The sequence below is a fragment of the Streptomyces sp. NPDC041784 genome, from assembly GCF_055591025.1.
The window spans coordinates 1-21822 of the sequence record NZ_JBVJAB010000057.1 but is presented as its reverse complement, the minus strand read 5'-3'; the positions used below and the strand labels follow the sequence as shown (position 1 = coordinate 21822).

The following is a 21822-nucleotide window of genomic DNA, read 5'->3' as shown; positions in this document are numbered from 1 at the left end:
TCTCCCCCCGCACCCATGGCGCCCGCCCGCTCCGGCGGCGAACCGTCCGTGCCCCTACGACTGATAGGGGTTGTGGACGGGATGAGGCGCCGCCGGATATCCGTAAGCCGCCGGATAGCCGTATCCGTACGCTGCGGGATGCCCGTACCCCTGGCCCTGCCCGTACACCCCGTACACCGGCCACGGCGCCACCGGGACCCGGACCGGCGGGGCCGTCATCCGGGCCGCGTGGTCCAGGGCGGGGCGGGCGACGTCCTTGCGCCGCCACAGCTCGTTCAGCAGCTCCCGTTCCCGTACGACGAAGTCGGCGCCCGCCCGCCCGCGGCGGCCCCGGTGCCGCAGGAACGCCAGGGACGTGGCGTACGCCTCGTACTCGGCCACCGCCCGCGCGGCCGGCCTGCCCAGGTGCTGTCGGGCGTACTCACGGGCCAGCCGCCGGGCCCGCATCGAGCCGAGCGCGAACGGCTCGGCCGGGGTGAGCCAGCCTGCCGCCGTGTAGGCGGGCAGCTCCTCGCGCACGGTGCGCAGCTCCCGCTGGCGCGTCCAGACCACCAGCCAGGTCAGCAGGCCGAACGCGGGCACCATGAACGACGCGTACACCGCGAAGAACCCCAGCTCGCCGAAGGTCGCGGAGCCGTTCCACAGGGCGTGCATGCCCATCGCGAGCAGCAGTCCGCACAGGGGGAGCAGCACGCGGCGCAGCCGCTGGCGGTCCCCGGAGAACGCGGCGATGCCGAAGCCGATGCCGGTCAGGACGGTGAAGAGGGGGTGCGCGAACGGTGACATCACGATGCGCACGAAGAAGGTCGCGGCGGTGACCGAGGCGATGCCGCTGTCGCCGGTCAACTGGTCGGTGCCGAAGGCGGTGCCCAGGTAGAGGATGTTCTCGGTGAACGCGAAGCCGGTGGCGGTGACCCCGGCTATGACCACCCCGTCGACGATCCCGGTGAAGTCCCGCCTGCGGAACAGGAAGACGAGCAGGACGGCCGCCGCCTTCGCGGACTCCTCGACGACCGGCGCTATGACCGTCGCCCCGAGGGTGTCGGCGCTGGACGGGTCGGCGGTCGCGGTCGCTATCCACCGGGTCGCGAAGCTGTTGGCGACGATGGCTATCAGCGCCGCCGCGCAGGCCCCCCAGGCGAACGCGAACACCAGGTTCCGCCAGGGTCCGGGCTCCACCCGGTCCAGCCACCGGAACGCGGCGACCAGCAGCGGCACCGGCAGCACCGCGAGCCCCAGGCCGACCAGGAACCCCTCGGTGCCGGTCTGTTCGCGCACCAGCGCCAGGATGACCAGCCCGGACAGCGCGAGCAGGGTGATGAGCGCCCCGTAGCGCACCCATGCGCGCTGCCACCAGTGCGCGTGCCGCAGCGCACCGTCCGGGGCGGGGCCGCCGGGGCGCGGGGGGTACGGCGGAAACGGGGGACTGATGGCCACGGCATCGACCCTAACGAGGGAGAGGACTGTGGTGGAGGGGGTTTCTGGGTCAGTGGTCCCCGTGCTGTACGCGACGGAAGAGCAGGTCGTTCACCACATGACCCTTGTCCAGCCCCTGCCCCTCGAAACGGGTCAGCGGCCGGAAGTCGGGCCGCGGCGCGAACCCGCCGTCGGCCCGGGTGTTCTCGAAGCGGGGGTGCGCGGTGAGCACTTCCAGCATCTGCTCCGCGTACGGCTCCCAGTCGGTCGCGCAGTGCACGATCGCCCCCGGCCGCAGCCGCGTGGCGACGAGGTCCAGGAACTCCGGCTGGATCAGCCGCCGCTTGTGGTGCCGCTTCTTGGGCCACGGGTCGGGGAAGTACACCCGCAGGCCGTCGAGCGAGTCGGCCGACAGCATCTCCCGCAGCAGGATGATCGCGTCGCCGTTGGCCACCCGGACGTTGGTCAGCCCGTTGTGGTCGGCGAGGTTGAGCAGATTGCCCTGGCCGGGGGTGTGCACGTCCACGGCGAGGATGTTGGTGCCGGGGTCGGCGGCCGCCATCTGCGCGGTGGCCTCCCCCATCCCGAAGCCGATCTCCAGGACCACCGGCAGGTCGTTCCCGAACAGCTCGGCGAGATCGACGCGGCGCCCGTCGATGTCCAGGCCCCACTTCGACCACAGCCGCTGGAGGGCGTCGGCCTGCCCGGCCGTCACCCGGCTCCGCCGGGGCTGGAAGCTCCGGATCCGCCGCTCGAAGTGCGACCCGGCGGGGTCGGCCATCGGCCCGTCGGGAAACCGGGGCTCCCCCTTGGCACGGGTGTGCCGCACGGAGACACCGGGGACATGGTCGGCACCACCCGGGACACCGGGCGCGCCAGGGGTGCCAGGCGTGCCGGGGACGGGCCGGGAGGCTTCGGGAGAGTCAAGGAATTCAGACACAGTGGGGACGATTTTACGGCGCCCAACCGTGCGGGTGCCGCTCACCGGGCGTCCAGCACCCCCAGCGCCCGCCGGGCCACCTCCCGCCCGATCGGCAGCGAGGCCGTCGCCGCGGGCGAGGGCGCGTTCAGCACGTGCACCGCGCGCGGCCCCTCCTGTATCAGGAAGTCGTCCACCAGCCCGCCGTCGCGCAGCACCGCCTGGGCCCGCACCCCGGCCCCGGCGCGCACCAGGTCCGCCGGCTCCACCGCCGGCAGCATCCGCCGCACCGCCGTCACGAACGCGCCCTTCGACACCGACCGCCGCAGCTCCCCGGCCCCGTACCGCCAGTGCCGCCGGCCCATCCGCCACACCCCGGGCCACGCCGCCGTCGCCAGCGCCTCCCGCGGCCGTACGACACCCCAGCCGTACCCCTCGCGGGCCAGCGCCGGCACCGCGTTGGGCCCGACGTGCACACCTCCGTCGATGCCCCTGGTCAGATGCACCCCGAGGAACGGGAACGCGGGGTCGGGCACCGGATAGACCAGGCCCCGCACCAGAGCGGACCGGGTCAGCTCGTAGTACTCCCCGCGGAACGGCACGATCCGCGCCTCGGGCTCGTCGCCCGTCATCCGGGCGATCTCGTCGCAGTACAGCCCGGCGCAGTTCACCAGCACCCGGCCGCGTACGACGTCCCCGCGCGCGGTGAGCACGGCGACGCCCCGCTCGGGCCGCCGGTCGATCCGGACGACCCGCTCGCCGTAGCGGATCTCCGCGCCGGACGCCTCGCCGAGCCGGCGGGCGACCGCCGAGAAGTCGCAGATCCCGGTCGAGGCCACATGGATCGCGGCGAGCCCCCGCACCTCGGGCTCGTACTCCGCGATCTGGGCGGCGCCCAGTTCCCGCACCGCTATGCCGTTCTCCCGGCCGCGCTGGACGAGCGCGTGCAGCAGGGGCAGCTCGGCGCGGTCCGTGGCGACGATCAGCTTGCCGGTGACGGCGTGCGGGACGCCGTACTCCGCGCAGAACTTCGTCATCTCGGCGGCGCCCCGCACCGCGTACCGCGCCTTCAGCGAACCCGGCCGGTAGTAGATCCCGCTGTGGATCACCCCGCTGTTGCGCCCCGTCTGGTGCCGGGCCGGCCCGGGCTCCTTCTCCAGCACCGTCACGTGCGTCCCCGGCGCGGCCCGCGTGATCGCGTACGCCACTGACAGCCCGACGATGCCCCCACCGACGATGAGCACGTCACAGTCGTACGCAATGGTCCGCACCTGCACCACCTCCCGCGTTCGATAGTGCACTGCACCACTGACAGTGCCTTCAAACGCGGGGGACCGCGGCCGGCCCGGGGCGGTTCTTTCAGGCGGGGGCCATCAGCAGCGGCCGAGCCCGTTCCCGCAGCTCCACCACCCGGGGCTCGTCCCCGTACGGTTCCAGCCGGTGCAGAAGATCCTTCACGTACTCGGTGGTCCGGGCGGAGGAGATCCGCCCGGCGACCTCCACCGCCCGCACCCCCTGCTCGCACGCCGCGTCGAGGTTCCCCGACTCCAGTTCGGCGACCGCCGAGACCACCAGCCGCAGCCCGTGCGAGCGCACGAACTCCTCGGTCGGCTGCGACAGCGCCTGCTCCGTGAAACGGCGGACCTGGCGCGGCAGCTTCAGATCGCGGTAGCACTCCGCGGCGTCGGCGGCGAACCGGTCGTAGGAGTAGAAGCCGAGCCAGGACGGGTCGTGGTCGCCCTCGCGGGCCCGCTCCAGCCAGCTCTCGGCCGCCTTGAGAGCCGCCCCGGCGGCCTGCGCGTCCCCCGCACGCGCGTGTGCCCGGGCCTCGACCAGGCGGAAGAAGCTCATCGTGCGGGCCGTCGCCAGCCCCCGGTTGCGTTCGAGCGCGGCCTGCGCGAGATCGACGCCCTCGTCGCCGAAGCCCCGGTAGGTCGCCTGGAGCGACATCGATGCCAGCACGTAGCCCCCCAGCGGCACGTCCGCCGCCGCGCGCGCGAGCCGCAGCGCCTGGATGTAGTACCGCTGCGCCGCCTCCTGCTGGCCGGTGTCGAAGGCCATCCACCCGGCCAGCCGGGTCAGTTCGGCGCTCGCCCCGAACAGGGCGCGGCCGACCTCGTCGGAGTACGCCCCGAGCAGCAGCGGCGCCGCCTCCACCCGCAGGCACTCCGGCACCATGGACGAACGCCAGTCGCCGCCTCCGTACTTGGAGTCCCAGCGCCTGGCGTCCTCGGCGGCCTCCCGCAGCTTCTGCACATCGCTGTGGCCGACTTTGAGCGGTGCGCCGGACCCCTCCAGGGAGAAGGCCTCGCGTGCCACCGAACTGTCGGCCGGGGTTATCAGCCAACGTGAGGCAGGCGTTGCGTACGCGCTTACTGCGAATGATCCGGCCAGCGACTGCCAGATGCCCCCGGAGCCGGCCCGGCGGCCGGCGAGGTCGAGGCGGTAGAGCTCGGTGGCCGAGCGCACGGCCTGGCCGACGTCCCTGGGGAAGGCGAGGCCCACTTCGGGCGCGGGGTCCGCGTCCGCCAGGCCGATCTCGTGGAGCGGCACCGGGCGGCCGAGCTTCTGTCCGATGGCGGCCGCGATGAGGTGCGGCGCGGCACCCTGCGGCACCATGCCCTTCGACACCCAGCGCGCCACGGACGTCTTGTCGTAGCGAAGAGTCAACCCGCGTTGAGCGCCAAGGTCGTTGACGCGTCGCGCGAGTCCTGCGTTGCTGATTCCCGCGAGGGCGAGAACGGCGCCGAGCTTTTCGTTCGGCCCGCGTTGCTCCCTGGACATTGCGCCACCCCTCGACACAGACGGCTGCCGCACTGGCATAACCACGCGGCATTCGTAAACCCAGCGTAGTTCGCCGCATCCCAAGCGTTAAGGGGCATTCTTCCGGATGGCGGGATTGTGGTCCGTACTGAAGTGCGGGCTTCGGTACGGTCTGTCGCGGCGTGCTCCCGCTGTGTGGCCGTGCGCCCGTGTGTGCGCTCTTCTCCGGCCACCGGGGGAGCGGTTCCATGGGCCGTGCGTGGGTCGGCCCGCTGTACTGGATCCAGTGGGCTGGGGGACACCGCCGCCTTCATCCCCGCGGGCGGCGGAACGGTCCGGGAGGCGGAGTCCGTCTCCCGGGCCGGCGCTGCCCGTCCAGGGCACGCGCGTGTGTACGGAGCGTGTGCGGAGCCTGCTCGCGGCGTTCCCGACACCGAGCGTATGCTCGGGAATTGGCCGAAAACCGACCCTCTGTTCCATCGGTGACAACGCCTCCCACCATGGAAATCGAGGGCGTGCAGGGCGTTTTGGGGGAGCGTATCGGGGGCGCATTCACGTCGCAGACACCGGGGTGCACGCCGCCGCTCCCACCGGTGCCGCCGCCCCTACATGGGCGCACTCCCCGGATCGCAAGCGGCGCCGCCTCCCTCTACGGCGCGTTCTTCGTGGCAGCATGTGAACCGTTCGTACGGTGCACTCGTTTGTCCACAGCCTGTGGAGGCGTCGATGCGGTGGTTGGTGGGATGGAGCAGCACCGCCGCGGGTGCACTCGGCGGATCCGTCGGCTTCGACGGCCGGGAGGCCTACGGCGGGCAAGTCGGCCACGACGGTGAGACCTTGCACCCCGTCGGTTCCCAACTCCTGTGGGGCGACCCCGATCCGCTGTGGGCGGTCGGCGACTGGCGCCCCGACGAGGTCCGGGTGGTCCGCGCCGACGCGCAGACCCGGATCGCCGTCCTCGGTATCTGCGGCGCCAGCGACGAGCAGCTGCGCGTCGGACTGTTCGCCGCGCGCGGGGGCGCGCTGCGCCACCTCACCGCCTGGCCCGGCAGCTACACCGCGATCGTCCAGGTCGGGCGGCGCATCACCGTCTGCGGCGATCTGGCGGGCGCGCGCCCGGTGTTCCACACCCCCTGGGCGGGCGGTACGGCGTACGCGACGGCCGCGCTGCCGTTGGCCGACCTCATCGAGGCCAACCTCGACTTCGGCCACCTCGCGGCGCTCCTGGCCGCCCCCGACGTACCCGCCGCCCTGCACGACTCCACCCCGTACGACGGCGTGCGACGCATTCCGCCGGGGCATGCGCTGATCCTTCGCGCCGGGGCGCGCGAGATCGCCGGGTACGAGCCGGTCGCCTCCCTCGCCGTCGCGGCGCCCCCGGCCGACCCGGACAGCTCGGTCGACGGGGTCCGCGACGCGCTCGTCGACGCGGTACGCGCACGCCTGTCCGCGCCCCGCCACGTCCCCGACATCGACCCCGGACCGGTCCCCGGCATGGGCCCCGCCGAACGGCGCGCCGCGCGCGGGATGCCCGTGCCGGGCATCGGCGCGGACCTCTCCGGCGGCCCCGCCTCGGGCACGCTCGCGCTGCTGGCGGCGGGCCTCCCGGGTCGGCCGGGCACGGTCCTGGGGCACGGCACCGGCGCCGGCGAGCGCCTCCTGGCGGTCACCTTCAACGACCTGGCCGTCGGCGGCCGCGAGGCGGAACTCGAACGGGCCGGCGCCCTCGCCGCCAACCCGCGCCTCCACCACGTCGTCGTGGCGGGCGGCGAGGAGAGCCTGCCGTACGCCGACCTGGACGGCCCGCTCACCGACGAACCCGGCCCGAGCCTCGTCACGGCCGCCCGGCACCGCGCGCGGCTCGCCGCCGGCAGCGCGGACCACTTCACCGGGTACGGCGCCCGCCAGGTCCTGGACGCCCACCCGGCCCGCCTGGCCGACCTGCTGATGGACCGCAAGCGGCGCCACCTCGTCCGTCCCGTCGCGGCCCTGACGAGAGCCGAGGGCTCGGTCCTCGTCCCCGCGCGCGTGTACGGCGCGGCCCGCCGCCTGGCCCGCACCCCGTACGGCGCCGGTGTGGAGGGCCTCGCCGAACGGCTCCGCCAGCGCCGCTTCGACGAGCCCGGAGGCGCCGTGGGGGCCTCGCTGGCGGCCCTTGCATGGGGCGGACCGGGCCCCGCGGCGCGCTGGCTGACGGGCGAGGCCCTGGCTGAAGTATCGGTTCGCCTGGAGGGCGGGGCGTACCGCACCGGCGTCGGTCCCGGGCAGCGTCCCGGCGACCACCGCGCGCGTGCCGCCCTGTCCCGGCACGCCGCCGACCTCCGCGTCCTCGAACAGGCCGCCGAGATCCGCTCCCAGCGCCTGCACGCGCCCTTCCTCGACAATCAGGTCGTCCGCGCCTGCCGCGCGCTCCCCGAGACCCTGCGCGTGCAGCCCGGGGCACGCGCGGAGATCCTGCGCACCGTCCTCAAGGCGTCCGGCATCACCGACCTCCCGCCCGGCTGGGGCGCCCCTTCCCAGGCCTCCACCGGCGCCGCGGCCCGCGCGGGGCTGCGCGGGTCCACCGACCCCCTCCTCTCCCTCTTCGACGCCCCCCTCCTCGCGGAGGCGGGTCTGATCGAGGCGAGAGTCGTCCGCAAGGCCCTGCGAGCGGCCGCCTCCGGCGAACCCCTCCCCCTGGACGGCCTGGCCGACCTCGTCTCCCTGGAACTCTGGCTCCGCCGGCTCCTGTCCCGCCGAGGCACCTGCTGGACGGGCACACCGGCACGCGCGCGTGCGGTACCGGCGGGCATCCATCCGCAGAGACGGGCGGTCTCCTCGGGGGGTTGAGGGGCTGCTCCGGCGCCGGGGAGGCGGTTTCCTCGGGGTGGTGAGGGGTTACTTCGGCTCCGGGGAGGCGGGGGCGTCCTGCGGCGGGGTGTCGGCCCCGGGGAGGCGGTTTCCTCGGGGTGGTGAGGGGTTATTCGGCTCCGGGGAGGCGGTTTCCACAGGGTGTGAGGGCTTCTCCGGCTTCCGGCGCGACGCCACGCACGTAATCCTTCCGCCCCCGCCCCACGCCCCGGCGACAATGAACAGGTGCGGTACAGGATCCTGGGCGTCACCCAGACAGAGGACGACCACGGCACCGCCGTACCCATCCCCGGCACCCGCCTCCGCGCCCTCCTCACCGCGCTGGCGCTGCGCCCCGGCCGCATCACCGCCCCGGACACCCTCATCGACGAGGTCTGGGCCGACACCCCGCCGCAGGACGCCCCCGCCGCCCTCCAGGCCCTCGTCGGCCGCCTCCGCCGCACGGTGGGCAAGGACGCCGTCACCTCCGCCCCCGGCGGCTACCGCCTCGCCGCGACCGAGGACGACGTGGACCTCTTCGTCTTCGAGAAACTCGTGCACCGGGGCACCACCGACCTGCGCCACGGCGACCCCCACACCGCCGCCCGCACCCTCGACGCCGCCCTCGCCCTGTGGCGCGGCCCCGCCCTCGCCGACCTCCCCGACCGCACCCCGGCCACCCGCCCCGAGGCCCTGCACCGCGACGCCACCCACGCCCGCGCCGAGGCGGACCTCCTCCTCGGCCGTGCCCACGAGGCCGTCCCGCGCCTGACGGAACTCACCACGGCCCACCCGTACGACGAACCGCTGCACGCCCTCCTCATCCGCGCCCTGCGCGACACCGGCCGTGACGCCGACGCGCTCGCCGCGTACGAGACCGCCCGCCGCAGCCTCGCCGAAGGCCTCGGCACCGACCCCGGCCCCGAACTGAGCGCCCTGCACACCGAACTCCTTGCCGGGCCACGGCCGGGCGCCGTCCCGCGGCCATCACCCCTCGCAGGCCCGCGGCCGGGCGCCGCCGAGCTGCCGACCCTCTTCCAACCGCCAACCCCCTCCGACCAGCAGCCGACGGCCCTGGCCCAGCCACCAACCGCCCTGGCCCAGCCACCAACCGCCCTCGCCCCGCTCCGGCTTCCCGAGCGCACCGGCAACCTCCGTCCGCGGCTTACCTCTTTCGTGGGCCGGGAACCCGAGCTGGACGCCATCCGTTCCACCATGCACAGGGCCCGTCTCGTCACCCTCACCGGACCGGGCGGCTCTGGTAAGACCCGTCTCGCCGAGGAAGCCGCCGCCGGGCTCCCGCAGGCGTGGCTCGTCGAGCTGGCGCCGCTCGACCGGCCGGAGGCGGTGCCGGGCGCGGTGGTCAGCGCCCTCGGTCTGCGCGAGACCGTGCTGATGTCCACCGACCTCGGCACCCCGCAGGACGACCCGGTCGCCCTGCTCGTCGAGTACTGCGCCCCGCGCAGCGAACTCCTGATCCTTGACAACTGCGAGCATGTCATCGGCGCGGCCGCCGCCCTCGCCGAGACCCTCCTCACCCGCTGCCCGGGCCTCACCATCCTCGCCACCAGCCGCGAGCCCCTGGGCGTCCCCGGTGAGCAGGTCCGCCCGGTCGAGCCCCTCCTTCCCGACCAGGCGCACCGCCTCTTCAGGGAGCGCGCGGCCGCCGTCCGTCCCGACGCGGTCGTCGCCCTCCAGGGGCGGGACGAGGAGGCGGTCGCCGAGATCTGCCGCCGGCTCGACGGGCTGCCCCTCGCCATCGAGCTGGCCGCCGCCCGGCTCCGGCTGCTCACCCCCCGCCAGATCGCCGACCGCCTCGACGACCGCTTCCGCCTCCTCACCTCCGGCAGCCGCACGGCCCTGCCCCGCCAGCAGACCCTGCGGGCCGTCGTCGACTGGTCCTGGGACCTGCTCGACGAACCGGAGCGGACCCTGCTGCGCGAGCTGTCCGTCTTCGCGGGCGGCTGGGACCTCGAGGCCGCCGAGGCCGTGTGCACCGGCCCGGTCACGGACCTCGTCGGCGCGCTCGTCGACAAGTCCCTGGTCGTCGCCACCCCGTCCGAACGCCCCGGCGGCGACGGCATGCGCTACGGCATGCTGGAGACGATCCACGAGTACGCCGTCGATCGCGCCGCCGAGGCCCCGCACGCGCGTGTGACGGCCGAGCGACGGCACCGCGCGTGGGTGCGCGCACTCGTCGAGCGGGCCGACCCGCTGCTGCGCTCCGCGGAGCAACTCCCGTGGATCTCCCGCCTGGAGAGCGAGCTGGACAACATCCGGGTGGCGATCCAGCGCGCGCTCGGCTCCGCCGACGAGGAGGAGGCCGCCGTCCTCTGCCTCGCCATGGGCTGGTTCTGGTGGCTGCGCAACTACCGCCACGAGGGCGCCGAGTGGACCGACCGCACCCTCCGTCTGGGCGCGATCCTGGACACGCTCCCCGTCCCGCCGTCGCCCACCACCCCCACCCCCACGCCCGCTTCTCCCACCGGCGTCCGCCGCTCCCTCACCGTCCCCGCCGTCCCCGTCATCCCTGCCGTCCCGGACGACCTCGCCGCCCGCATGGCCGCCGTCGACCCGCTGGAGGCCTTCCTCGCCGAGCCGGCGGCCGACCAGGACGGCCACTCACGGCACGGGTGGCGGATGAACCTGCGGATGCTGCGTCTCTTCCTGCTGTCCGAGTCCGAGCCGAAGGCCCTGCGGAGCGACCCGCGCCACCGGGAGTACCTCCAGCGTCTGCACGCCCGCTACGAGCGGGGCGGCCCGGACGCGGCCAGGATGCCCGGCCTGATCTGGCCTCTGACGGCCTTCCAACTGTGGGACGTGGCGGACCCGGCGGACGTGACGGACGAGACGGATGTAACGGACCTGGTCGGCGTGACGGCGGAGCTCTCGATGGACGTCCGCCGCATCCTGGACAAGGCCGTCGCCACCTGCCGTGCGTACGGCGGCGACTGGGAACTGGGCTGCGCCCTGATGTTCCGTACGCACGCGGTCGTCGACTCACCCGGCGCGCTGCGCGGCGTCGACGACGATCTGGCCGAGCTGCGCGGGATCGCCCGGCGGGTCGGCGACCGCTGGATGCGGGCCCAGGTGTGCAGCGCGTCCGGCGAGGCGGCGATGGCACGCAGCCGCTTCACGGAGGCGGAACAGGAGTACCGCGAGGCGCTGCGGCTGGCCTACGAGGTCGGCGCCTACACCGAGACACCCTTCCTGATGGCCCGGCTCGCGGAGATCGCCTACCGCTCGGGCGACGTCGACACCGCCCGGACCGCGCTCGACGAGGCGAACGCCGGCGCCGACCGCTACGGCGCGGCGGACGCTCTGGCGTTCGTGTCCCTGCTGCGGGCCCACATCGCGCTGCACGACGAGGACGTGGCCCGCGCGCGCGAACTGTGCGAGGCGTCCCGTGCGCAGATGGGGCGGGGCACCCCGCCGCCCCAGTTCACGGCGGCGCTGAGCATGCTCGACGCGGAGATCGCGGCGGCCGAGTCCGGCCCGGCGTACGGCCTGCCGCTGCTCGCCGACGCGCTGCGCCGGGCGCTGGCCCACCAGTGTTCCGAGGCGATCACGTCGGCGGTCGTGGACGGCGCGGTGGAGCTGTTGGTCCGGCTCGGGGACTTCCCGCGCGCGGCCATGCTGCTGGCGGCCGCCGACGCACTGCGCGGCCCGCACCCCCGCCCCGCCCCGCAGTGCACGCTGGCGGCGCACGCCGAGGCCGCGGCCCGCGCGGCCCTGGGCGCCGAGCGGTACGCGGCTGAGCACGCGCGGGGTACGGCCCTGCCGGTCACCGACGTGGTGCGCGAACTGACCGACGCCGTACGCGACCACCCTGTGCCCGCGACCGGGTGAAGCAGGAACGGGCGGCCCACGAAGCCCACGAGGCCTATGAACAGGTGAACTTCGAGTCCGCCCAGTCCGCGAGGGCCACGGCGTCGATATGGCTGTGCGGTTCGACCACCAGGCGCACGGTCTGGTGGCCGGTGAGGTTCACATGGACGGGCACGGCGGGATCGCCGCCCTTGATCACACCGGACCGCCACAGCGGGACGCCGTCGGCGAGGACCGAGAAGGAGACCTTGCCGAGCTTCATCGTCAGGTCGTCGAGGCCGACCAGCGCGTCGTAGGAGGTGCAGGCCCGGTTGAGGTCGACGGTGACGGAGGAGGCACCGTGCACGGTCACCCCGCGCGCGTACTGCCGGCCGGCGATGGACAGCCCCGAGCGCTGCCACACCCAACTGCTCCCGGCGAGCCGGATCTCGGGCTTGTCGCCGTCGCCGATGACGTCGAAGGACAGCTCGCTCAGCGGATAGACGACAGGGGCGGGCGGGGCAGTGGGCGTCGGGGTCGGGGTCGGGGTCGGGGTCGGCGTCGGCGTAGGAGTGGGTGTGGGCGTCGGGGTCGGCGTCGGTGTGGGGGTCGGCGTCGGTGTGGGGGTCGGGGTGGGTGTGGCCCGTGGGGTGGGTGTGGGGGTCGGCGTCGGGGCGGCGGCCGGGACGACCACCGGCGGTTCCGGCTCGGGTGCCCGCTTGGCGCGCGTCGGCGTGGGCGTCGGTTCCTGGGGCCGGACCACGGGCGCGGAGGCCGGAGGGTCGGCCTGCGGCTGCCGGGCGGGACTGTCGTCGCCGACGAGCGCGAGGGCGACGGCGGCGGCCGCCACGGCGACCACACCGGCGGCGACACCGGCCTTCACCGGGGCGCCCAGCCCCTCCGAGACGGCCGCCCCACTCCCGGCGCCCGCCCCGCCCGAGGAGCCCCCGCTCGCCGCGGCTGCCGCGCCCGCGACACCCGTCGCGCCCGCTCCGGTACCGCCGGCGATGAGCGCGAGCGCCTTGGCGTACCCGGCGGCGCCGAACCAGCCGATGACCGCGACCGGCACCACGGCGGGGATGCTGCTGGCGACTTCCTCGATCTGGAGGGCGGCCAGCCGGCACTTGGCGCACTCCTCCAGGTGCTTGCGCAGGCCCCGTTCGGCGCGGGTGCGCAGCCGGCGGCGGGCGTAGGTGCCGAGCTGGTCGGCGTAGCGGGCGCACTCCTCGTCACTGGTGAGGGTGGCGCTCACATGGGCCTGGAGGTAGGCCTGTTTGAGGCCCTCGCGGGCGCGGCTGGCGAGCACGCGCGTGCCGTTGGCGTCGAGGCCGAAGAGCATCGCGACCTCGCTCGGCGACTCGTCCTCGACCTCGGTGTGCCAGAGCACCGCCTGCCAGCGCTCGGGCAGCGAGCGGAAAGCCCGCATGGCCATGGACTGCTCGGCCTCGTGCATCGCGCGGACGTCGGCGCCGAGGTCCAGTGTGGCGTCGTCGGACACCTCGGAGGAGCGGGCGGCCTCCGTGGCGAACACCGCGAAGTCGTCGACGAGCTGCTCGCGCTTCGCCGACCGCGTCCAGCCGGCGGCCACCCGCCGGACGGAGGTCAGCAGATAGGCGCGCACGGCGTACTCGGGGCCGGAGCCGCCGCGTGCGGCCTGGAGCACGCGGGCGAAGACCTCGGCGGTGAGGTCGTCGGCGGTGTGGGCGTCCCGGCAGCAGGTGCGGGCGTAACGGCGCACGGCGTCGGCGTGGCGCCGGTACAGCTCCTCGTACGCGGTGTCGTCCCCGGAGCGCATCCGGGCGATCAGATCGGTGTCGGCCGGCGGCAGATCGCGCGGCGGCAGCACACCGTCGTCGAACCGTTCCCGCTGCGCCGGAACACTGCCTTCCGGAGATCCTTGGGCGCCGGGACCGCCCGCGCGTCCGCCGGGATGGCGGGGAGTGCCGGAGATTCCGGGAGTGCGGGGAGTGCCGGGTGCCCCCGCGCGTCCGCCCTGGCTCGGCACCTGCTCGTCGCGTCCGTCAACGCTCATCGCGGAAAGCCCCCGCCGCCTGCCCTACCCGTCCAGACCACCGGGTCAGAGTGCCATATTGGCTTTTGGTCAGAACCCGCCAGGACCGGCCATCCACTCGTCCGTGGGGACTGGTCGAGATCCAGTACTAACTTTCACTCGTACGGGGAAGGTTCAACTGCCGTTCTGTGGGCAACAGTTGAGCCACACGAACGGAATGACCGAAATGCCCGGGCAACGTGGAGGGGGGCGCGGGCGCCTGCGCACCCCCGCCCCCGTCACCCTTTCGAGTCCTCCGCGACCCGCGGCCGCTTCCTCACGAGGACGGCCGTGACCGCAGTCCCTCCAGCAGGATGTCCAGCAGCCGCGCCGAGGCCGCCGCCTGCTGCGCCGCGTCCGGCAGCGAGGGCGCCGCCGTCGCGATCACCAGCAGCACGTCCGACACCGACACGTCCGGCCGCAGCTCACCCGCCGCCCGCGCCCGCTCCACGAGCCGGCCCACGACGTCGAGCAGCGCCGCCGCCCCGGAGTCGTCGTCCACGGAAGTACCCGCGGAAGCGCCCACAGAGGCACCCGAGGCAGCCGAACCGCCCGAAGCACCCTCCCCGGCCACCAGCCGCAGTTCGCCACCGCCCGGCTGGGTCCGCTGCTGCGGCACCCGTGCCTCGTCGGCCGGCGACCCCTCGGAATCCTCCTCGGCGACCCCGACGCGCAGCACCTGCGGCGGCAGCAGCCGCCCGGCACCCGACGCGACCGACGTCCGCAGGAAGCGCGACAGCGCCGACCACGGCTCGTCCTCCTGACCCAGCGCGGCCCGGGCCTGCTCGGTCAGCCGGGACGTCTCCTCCTCGGCTATCCGCCGGACCAGGACGTCCTTGCTCGGGAACCGCCGGTACACGGTCCCCACACCCACCCGCGCGCGCCGCGCCACGTCCTCCATCGGCGCGCCGTACCCCAGCTCGCCGAACACCTCGCGCGCCGCCCGCAGGACGTGCTCCAGATTGCGCTGTGCGTCCACGCGCAGTGGTGTGCTCCGCGCGTCCCCGCGTCCGTTGCCCGCCGCCGCGCTCACGCCACCGCTGTGCGCGAGGGCGGAAGCGGACGACCAATGCGTGTCCTGAATGTGCATGAATGATCCCCCGGTAATGACGTCTCCCCCCGGAGACTCTCCCCGCCATCGAAAGCCGGGGCGTGTGGAACAGGGGACCGCGACCCGCCCGGACCCACCGTTCGCGGATCCGGAAGGTGTATCCCCCTACACCCCGTCGACACGAACATAGTTGAGAGGCAGTCAATTCAGAAGGGGCAGGTTCCGCACGGAGCGCCCCCCGATCGGAGTACGAGCCGTATACGTCCCGATTGCGCCCCTTCCCACACCCCGGCGCACACCTGTTGACCTGCGCACCTGCCCCCTACTCCCAGGTTTCGGCCAACCCCGCGGCGTCGCGACTCGCGGTCACACAAATTGTCGGGGCTGTGGACAAACCCCGGCGCCCGGTGCGTCATGGGATGGTGAAGGAACGTGCGCGCATTCTCGTTGTCGGCGGCGGCTACGTCGGGATGTACACGGCACTGAGGCTCCAGCAGAAGTTGAAACAGGAACTGGGTCGGGGCGAGGCCGAGATCACCGTCGTCACGCCCGAGCCGTACATGACGTACCAGCCGTTCCTCCCCGAGGCGGCCGCCGGCGCCGTCTCCCCCCGGCACGTCGTCGTCCCGCTGCGCCGCGTCCTGCCGCACTGCCGGGTCGTCGTGGGCGAGGTCACCGCCGTGGACCACGCCAAGCGCACCGCGACCCTCACCACCCTCGCCACCCAGGAAGAGGGCACCGGACCCCAGCAGCTGACGTACGACGAGATCGTCCTCGCGCCCGGCTCCGTCTCGCGCACCCTGCCCATCCCGGGCCTCGCCGACTACGCCATCGGCTTCAAGACCGTCGAGGAGGCCATCGGCCTGCGCAACCACGTCATCGAGCAGATGGACATCGCCTCCTCCACCCGCGACCCCGCGATCCGCGACGCCGCCCTCACCTTCGTCTTCGTCGGCGGCGGGTACGCGGGCGTGGAGGCACTCGGCGAACTCGAGGACATGGCCCGCTACACCACGCGCTACTACCACAACGTCAAGCCCGAGGACATGAAGTGGATCCTGGTCGAGGCCTCCGACCGGATCCTGCCCGAGGTCGGCGAGGACATGGGCCGCTACACGGTCAGCGAACTGCGCCGCCGCAACATCGACGTACGCCTGGACACGCGCCTGGAGTCCTGCGCCGACCGCATCGCCGTGCTCAGCGACGGAGCCCGCTTCCCGACCCGTACGGTCGTCTGGACGGCCGGTGTGAAGCCCCACCCCCTCCTCGCCGCCACCGACCTGCCCCGCACCGAACGAGGTCGGCTGAAATGCACCCCCGAGCTGGCCGTCGATGGCGTCACGCACGCGTGGGCGGCAGGTGACGCCGCCGCCGTCCCCGACGTGACGGCCGCCGAACCCGGCACACCGACCGCCCCCAACGCCCAGCACGCCGTCCGCCAGGCCAAGGTCCTCGCCGACAACATCGTGCACTCCCTGCGCGGCGAACCCCTCCAGACGTACGCCCACAAGTACGTCGGCTCCGTCGCCTCCCTCGGCCTCCACAAGGGCGTCGCGCACGTCTACGGGCGCAAACTCAAGGGCTACCCCGCCTGGTTCATGCACCGCGCCTACCACCTCAGCCGTGTGCCCACCTTCAACCGCAAGGCACGCGTATTCGCCGAATGGACCCTCTCCGGGCTCTTCAAACGGGAGATCGTCTCCCTGGGATCCCTCGAACATCCCCGCGCGGAGTTCGAACTCGCTGCCGGTGGAAAGCCTTCAGACAGGCCTTCCGACGACCCGAAGGGGTCGTCCTGACCGGACCCAGGAACTCCCCCGGCCGCCCCCACGTCTGACGAATGTCGACCCGGACGGCGGCCACACTGCCAGACTGCTCCCTGCTCATAGCCCCTCCCGTTCCCCCTCCCGTCCCCCTCCCGTTCCTCTCGAGTTCCCCTCCCGAGCCCATGGCGGGCCACCACCCGCCCCCGCCCACCCCACGAGGCCGTTCCCACGTGCTCCACATCCCGGGTGCTGTAACAATGTGCGGCCACCGCCGCGCGGCCCCCGGAGCCCAGGCCGGGCCCGGAGCCGGCCGACGACGACTACACGAGGCAAGGATTCGTGAACTTCACGCGCTGGAGCGCCCGGCTCCCCGGAACGCAGCGCCGCGCCGCCGCGCGGGCCGAGCACCCGGTCACCACCACGGACCGGCGGAGCGAGGGCTCCGTACCCGCGGCCCGCGCCGAACAACTGACCGACGAGCCGCCCCCCGTCCCCGCCGTCGACGAACTCCCGGTCCGTGAGGTCCTCGACCGCGTCCCGGCCCTCGTCGCCCTCGTCCACGGCCCCGACCACCGCCTCGCGTACGTCAACGACGCCTACACCGCGGCCTTCGGCGTCCGCCGCTGCGGCGAACCCGCCGCCGAGGCCCTCCCCGAACTGCGCGACCTCGGCCTCATGCCCCTCCTCGACCAGGCCCTGCGCAGCGGCAAACCCCGCACCCTGAAGTCCCGCAAGGCCCCCGACGGCCGCTCCTACACCTTCACCTGCACCCCGGCCGCCGAGAAGAACGGCGAAGGCGCCGTCCTCGTCTTCGCCACCGACGTCACCGACCACGCCGAGGCCGCCGAACGCCTGCGCGCCAGCGAGCGCCGCCAGCGCGAGACCGCCGTCACCCTCCAGCGCTCCCTGCTCCCCCAGGAACTCGAACAGCCCGACGACCTGCGCATCGCCGCCACCTACCAGCCCGGCGGCACCGAGGCCGCCGTCGGCGGCGACTGGTACGACGTCATCACCCTTGGCGGCGGCCGCACCGCCCTCGTCATCGGCGACGTCATGGGCCGCGGCGTCCGCGCGGCGGCCGTCATGGGCCAGCTCCGCACCGCCGTCCGCGCCTACGCCCGCCTCGACCTCCCCCCGCACGAGGTCCTCCAGCTCCTCGACGGCCTCGCCACAGAGATCGACGCCAACCAGATCGCCACGTGCGCGTACGCCGTCCACGACCCCAACGAGGGCCGGCTGGTGTACGCCTCCGCCGGCCACCTGCCCATCCTGGTCCGCGACGACAACGGCCAGGTCCAGCGCGCCGACGAACCCACCGGCCCGCCCCTGGGCACCGGCGGCTGGATGCACTCCTCCGGCTCCATCGCCCTCGGCCCCGGCTCCACGGCCGTCCTCTACACCGACGGCCTGGTCGAACGCCGCAACGAGGACCTCGACGAGGGCATCGCCGCCCTGGAGCGCGCCCTGGCCGGCGCCACCGGCACCCCCCAGGTCGTCTGCGACCGCCTGGTCCGCTCGGCCGGCGTCACCGCCGACCACGACGACGACGTCGCCGTCCTGGTCCTCCAGCACCCGGCCCGCACCGGCCCCGACGGCGAACTGTTCCGCAACGCCGCCCTGGACCTCCTCGGCGGCGTCGAAGCCGCCCCACGCGCGCGTGCCTTCGCCTCCGGAGTCCTCACCAGCTGGCGCTTCCCGCCCGACCTCCACGACGCCGGCGTCCTCGCCACCAGCGAACTCGTCGCCAACTCCCTCCAGCACGGCACCCCGCCCATGCGGCTGCGCCTGCGCCGCACCGACCGCCGCCTGATCGTCGAGGTCACCGACGGCGACGACCACCTCCCGCGCCGCCGCCGCGCCGAACCGGGCGACGAGTCGGGCCGGGGCATCGCCATCGTCGCCACGATCGCCACCCACTGGGGCAGCCGCCGCACCCCGGGCGGCGGAAAGGCCGTGTGGTGCGAGTTCGTCCTGCCGAAGTCTGAGAAGAAAGACTGAAAAGACTGAAAAGAACGACCCGAACGCCCCTTCCCCGCGCGTAGCACCTAGGCGAACACGCCCCCCGGTGCTACTAGCTCCCCATGGCAGACGCAACGGGCTTTCACCTCAAGGGAAGCGCCCCCGAGCGCTACGAACACTACGTCGCGCCCCTCATGGCGCCCTTCGTCACGGCACTCGTGGACGCCGCGGACCTCTTTCCCGGCGCCACGGTCCTCGACCTGGCCTGCGGCACCGGCTTCGCCGCCCGCGCCGCGGCCGCCCAGGCGGGCCCCACCGGGCGCGTCGCCGGCGCGGACCTCAACGAGGGCATGCTCAAGATCGCCACAGCGTGCCACCCCCGCCTCTACCCGGACATCGAATTCACCCCCGCACCGGCCGACGACCTCCCCTACCCCGACGCGGCGTTCGACGCCGTCCTCTGCCAGCAGGGCGCCCAGTTCTTCCCCGACCTCGACGCGGCTCTGCGCGAGACCGCCCGCGTCACCCGCCAGGGCGGCCGCTTCGCCGCCACCGTCTGGTCCCACCTGGCCGACTCCCCGTACTTCATCGCCCAGCACGACGCCATGGCGGAGCACGGCAGCCAGGAGGCGGTGGCGATCTTCGAAGCGGCCTTCCGAGCACCCGACCGCCTGACCGCCGCCGTCGACCGCGCCGGCTTCCACGACACCACCCGCCGCACACTCACCTTCACCATCACCCTCCCCCCGCTGGAGGAGTACGTCCCCGGCCACCTCTCCGCGATCCCCTGGGGCCAGACCGTCGCCGAGACCGAGGGCGACCAGGCCCTCGGCCGGATCGCCCACTCGATCATCGACCGCCTCCCCGAGGGCAGGACGGCCTTCCCCTTCACCGCGACCCTGGTGACCGCCGTCCGCTGACACGACAAGGGCGGCCGTCGTCCCAAAGACGACGGCCGCCCTCACCCACGACCTCAGGCCTGCGCCCCCACCGGCTCCACCGCGGCCCCACCCTTGGCCACCACCCGGTTCCGCACCAGCCACGGCTGATCCTGCACGGCGGTCAGCTGCCGCCCCAGCCGTACGGCGAGCCAGGTGATCCCCAGCGAGAACAGCAGGAACGTCACGACGTACGGCGCGTGCAGCGAGGCCCCCATCGGCCCGCCCACCGCCGGCCCCACGGCCAGCGCGAGCTGCTTGACCAGCGCGAACGCCGAGTTGTACTGCCCGGCCATACCGCTCGGCGCCAGATCGGCGACCAGCGGCGCGACCGTCGGCGACAGCATCGCCTCACCCAGCCCGAACAGCGCGTACGTCGACACGAACGCGGCCGTCGCCATCGCCTGGCCGCCGTGCCCCAGCCCGGCGTACCCGGCCACGGCCCACGCCACGGCCCAGATCAGCCCCACGGCCGCGATCACCCGCGACCGCTTCTGCCGCTCGACGAACCGCAGCACCGCGAACTGCGCGACGACGATCACCGCGGTGTTGGCGGCGAGCGCGGTCCCGAGCGCCGACGTGGAGATCCCGGCCGCCTCCACGCCGTACGCGGCCAGCCCCGACTCGAACTGTCCGTAGCAGGCGAAGAACAGCACGAAGCCCAGGACACACAGCTGCACCATGGCCCGGTTGCCGAGCAGCTGCTTCCAGCCGCCCTTGGCGGACTGCTTCGGGGCGTCCCCCACCCGCGGCGCGCGCGGCAGCCGCACCGTCGTCATCACGACGGCCAGCAGCAGGAAGATCGCCGCCTCGATCGAGAAGAGCAGGGTGAACGAGGAGACACGCGTGGTGTCGACGAGATGCCCGCCGATCAGACCACCGACGCCGAGGCCGAGGTTCTGAAGGAAGAACTGCGTCGCGAACGCCCGCGACCGCGTCTCCGCGGTCGAGCAGTCCACGATCATCGTCGCCAGCGCCGGCTGCATCACGGCCTGTCCCGCCCCGAGCGCGGCGGACGCCGCCAGTACGGCGGCGGCGGTGCCGGCCAGCCCCAGACTCAGGGCGCCCAGCGCGGCGGTGACCAGGGCGGCGAGCAGGACCGGCAGGGGACCACGCCGCACGATCGCCCGTCCGGCGAACGGCAGCACGATCAGCGCGGCAACGGCGAAGACGGCGAGGACGAGCCCCGCCGTCATGGCCCCCAGCCCCCGCACCTGCGCCACATAGACGTACAGGTAGGGGACCGTGAAGCCGAGCCCGAACGCGCTGAGTGCATTGCCCACGTGGATCCGGCGCATCGCTGCGCCCATCGCCCTGGTCACGTTCACCTCTCTCAACCAGTTAGGAGTGAAGACTTCAAAGCTAAAGTTCGAAGCTAAAGAGTACACATCGAAGGACTTCAAGGCAAAGGGCACGCATGCGATACTGCGGCCATGGCCGACACCCGTGGCGTCCCGGAGCCGACACTCGAAGAACAGATCGCCGCCTACCAGCGCGAGTTCCGGGACCTCGACCCCCAGGTCGAGAAGATCGTGTCCGCGCTCTCCCGCCTGAACCGCCGTATGAACGTCGCGTACGGCCGCCAGACAGCCGCGCTCGGCATCAGCAACGCCGAGTGGGAGGTGCTCAAGGCCCTGGTGCTCTCCGGCGCCCCCTATCGGATGGGCCCGAGCGACCTCGCCAAGCGGCTCGGCCTCACCCCGGCTGCGATGACCCACCGGATCGACCGCATGGTGACCGAGGGACTGGTGACCAGGGAACGGGACGAGTCCAACCGGGTCCGCGTCATCGTGGAGCTGACACCCGAAGGGCGCGAGAAGTGGCTCGAGGCCATGCGCCTGGCCTCGGTCTTCGAGGAGGACCTCCTCCAGGACCTCTCCGCGGAGGAGCGCTCGACCCTCGGTGACGTCCTGACGCGGCTCCTGCGCCGGGTGGAGCACGCCCAGCCGGACGCCGGCGGGCGGCTCAGCGACCTGGACTGAGCCTCGACCAGGCCCAACGAAAAGATCTTGACAGAGGGGGCTTGACTCGCCCCGTCCGGATCCGTAGAGTTCTTCGGGTTGCCGCGGAGCCGTAACGGTTCTTCGGTGGCGCTCTCGCCGCAGTAGCGGCACCTCACAACACAGCACGATCTCCCAACGGGGTTGAATTCGGTGTGCCCGAATTCAATTCGATTTGGGGCCGGCGGCTCGATTAGGAACTGCCGGACGGATCCGCTAAGGTTTGAGACGTCGGAACGGCCCAGCGGCCGGGAAGACAACCCCCTCTGACTGGGAATCAGACGCCGAAAGGATCTGATAGAGTCGGAACCGCCGGAAAGGAAA

The 21822-nt window shown here is 73.4% G+C and carries 13 protein-coding genes; 6 read left to right on the top strand and 7 right to left on the bottom strand.

Annotated elements, in window-relative coordinates; genetic code table 11:
• Nucleotides 1-54: 54 nt before the first annotated feature.
• The 4 genes from ACZ6D7_RS45850 to ACZ6D7_RS45835 form a co-directional block, all read right to left on the bottom strand.
• Nucleotides 55-1437, bottom strand: a complete 1383-nt coding sequence (locus tag ACZ6D7_RS45850) for a PrsW family intramembrane metalloprotease (protein ID WP_469504557.1) — start codon at nt 1435-1437, stop codon at nt 55-57.
• Between the two features lie 49 nt (nt 1438-1486).
• Nucleotides 1487-2356, bottom strand: coding sequence for a tRNA (guanosine(46)-N7)-methyltransferase TrmB (gene trmB / locus ACZ6D7_RS45845; protein WP_469504554.1), 870 nt, complete (start codon nt 2354-2356; stop codon nt 1487-1489).
• A 41-nt stretch (nt 2357-2397) separates the two neighbouring features.
• The gene (gene lhgO, locus ACZ6D7_RS45840) at nt 2398-3615 is read right to left on the bottom strand and encodes an L-2-hydroxyglutarate oxidase (protein ID WP_469504575.1); all 1218 of its coding nucleotides are present in this window, start codon (nt 3613-3615) and stop codon (nt 2398-2400) included.
• A gap of 79 nt (nt 3616-3694) precedes the next feature.
• Nucleotides 3695-5119, bottom strand: coding sequence for an MFS transporter (locus tag ACZ6D7_RS45835; protein WP_469504551.1), 1425 nt, complete (start codon nt 5117-5119; stop codon nt 3695-3697).
• 705 nt (nt 5120-5824) lie between these two features.
• Here ACZ6D7_RS45835 and ACZ6D7_RS45830 point away from each other — a divergent pair.
• Complete coding sequence (locus ACZ6D7_RS45830) at nt 5825-7927, top strand: asparagine synthase-related protein (protein WP_469504549.1); 2103 nt, start codon at nt 5825-5827, stop codon at nt 7925-7927.
• Between the two features lie 246 nt (nt 7928-8173).
• Nucleotides 8174-11776 (top strand): AfsR/SARP family transcriptional regulator, encoded by a 3603-nt coding sequence (locus tag ACZ6D7_RS45825; protein WP_469504546.1) that lies wholly within the window; start codon nt 8174-8176, stop codon nt 11774-11776.
• 34 nt (nt 11777-11810) lie between these two features.
• On the opposite strand, the gene ACZ6D7_RS45820 is transcribed toward ACZ6D7_RS45825, so the two are convergent.
• Nucleotides 11811-13766, bottom strand: coding sequence for a sigma-70 family RNA polymerase sigma factor (locus ACZ6D7_RS45820; RefSeq protein ID WP_469504542.1), 1956 nt, complete (start codon nt 13764-13766; stop codon nt 11811-11813).
• 295 nt (nt 13767-14061) lie between these two features.
• A complete protein-coding gene (locus tag ACZ6D7_RS45815) occupies nt 14062-14874 on the bottom strand; it encodes a TetR/AcrR family transcriptional regulator (protein ID WP_469504539.1) in 813 nt (270 codons plus the stop codon).
• Between the two features lie 380 nt (nt 14875-15254).
• Between ACZ6D7_RS45815 and ACZ6D7_RS45810 the strand changes: the two genes are divergently transcribed.
• The 3 genes from ACZ6D7_RS45810 to ACZ6D7_RS45800 all read left to right on the top strand — a co-directional run bounded on the left by ACZ6D7_RS45810 (nt 15255) and on the right by ACZ6D7_RS45800 (nt 19480).
• Entirely contained in the window at nt 15255-16634 is a 1380-nt protein-coding gene (locus tag ACZ6D7_RS45810; protein ID WP_469504536.1) for an NAD(P)/FAD-dependent oxidoreductase, read from the top strand.
• A gap of 306 nt (nt 16635-16940) precedes the next feature.
• Nucleotides 16941-18599 carry an ATP-binding SpoIIE family protein phosphatase gene (locus tag ACZ6D7_RS45805; protein WP_469504533.1) on the top strand — a complete coding sequence of 553 codons (1659 nt, stop codon included), beginning with the start codon at nt 16941-16943 and terminating at the stop codon, nt 18597-18599.
• A gap of 83 nt (nt 18600-18682) precedes the next feature.
• Nucleotides 18683-19480, top strand: a complete 798-nt coding sequence (locus tag ACZ6D7_RS45800) for a class I SAM-dependent methyltransferase (RefSeq protein ID WP_469504530.1) — start codon at nt 18683-18685, stop codon at nt 19478-19480.
• Nucleotides 19481-19533: 53 nt separating this feature from the next.
• Here ACZ6D7_RS45800 and ACZ6D7_RS45795 read toward each other — a convergent pair whose 3' ends face one another.
• Nucleotides 19534-20826 (bottom strand): MFS transporter, encoded by a 1293-nt coding sequence (locus ACZ6D7_RS45795; protein ID WP_469504527.1) that lies wholly within the window; start codon nt 20824-20826, stop codon nt 19534-19536.
• 105 nt (nt 20827-20931) lie between these two features.
• Between ACZ6D7_RS45795 and ACZ6D7_RS45790 the strand changes: the two genes are divergently transcribed.
• Nucleotides 20932-21480 (top strand): MarR family winged helix-turn-helix transcriptional regulator, encoded by a 549-nt coding sequence (locus ACZ6D7_RS45790; RefSeq protein ID WP_469504524.1) that lies wholly within the window; start codon nt 20932-20934, stop codon nt 21478-21480.
• The last annotated feature ends 342 nt before the right edge of the window (nt 21481-21822 follow it).

Bases quoted from the DNA above. Each gene is read 5' to 3' on its own strand.
- ACZ6D7_RS45835 (WP_469504551.1), bottom strand. From the start codon at position 5,119: ATGTCCAGGGAGCAACGCGGGCCGAACGAAAAGCTCGGCGCCGTTCTC.
- ACZ6D7_RS45820 (WP_469504542.1), bottom strand. From the start codon at position 13,766: ATGAGCGTTGACGGACGCGACGAGCAGGTGCCGAGCCAGGGCGGACGC.
- ACZ6D7_RS45800 (WP_469504530.1), top strand. From the start codon at position 18,683: ATGGCAGACGCAACGGGCTTTCACCTCAAGGGAAGCGCCCCCGAGCGC.
- ACZ6D7_RS45830 (WP_469504549.1), top strand. From the start codon at position 5,825: ATGCGGTGGTTGGTGGGATGGAGCAGCACCGCCGCGGGTGCACTCGGC.
- ACZ6D7_RS45810 (WP_469504536.1), top strand. From the start codon at position 15,255: ATGGTGAAGGAACGTGCGCGCATTCTCGTTGTCGGCGGCGGCTACGTC.
- ACZ6D7_RS45815 (WP_469504539.1), bottom strand. From the start codon at position 14,874: ATGCACATTCAGGACACGCATTGGTCGTCCGCTTCCGCCCTCGCGCAC.
- ACZ6D7_RS45790 (WP_469504524.1), top strand. From the start codon at position 20,932: ATGGCCGACACCCGTGGCGTCCCGGAGCCGACACTCGAAGAACAGATC.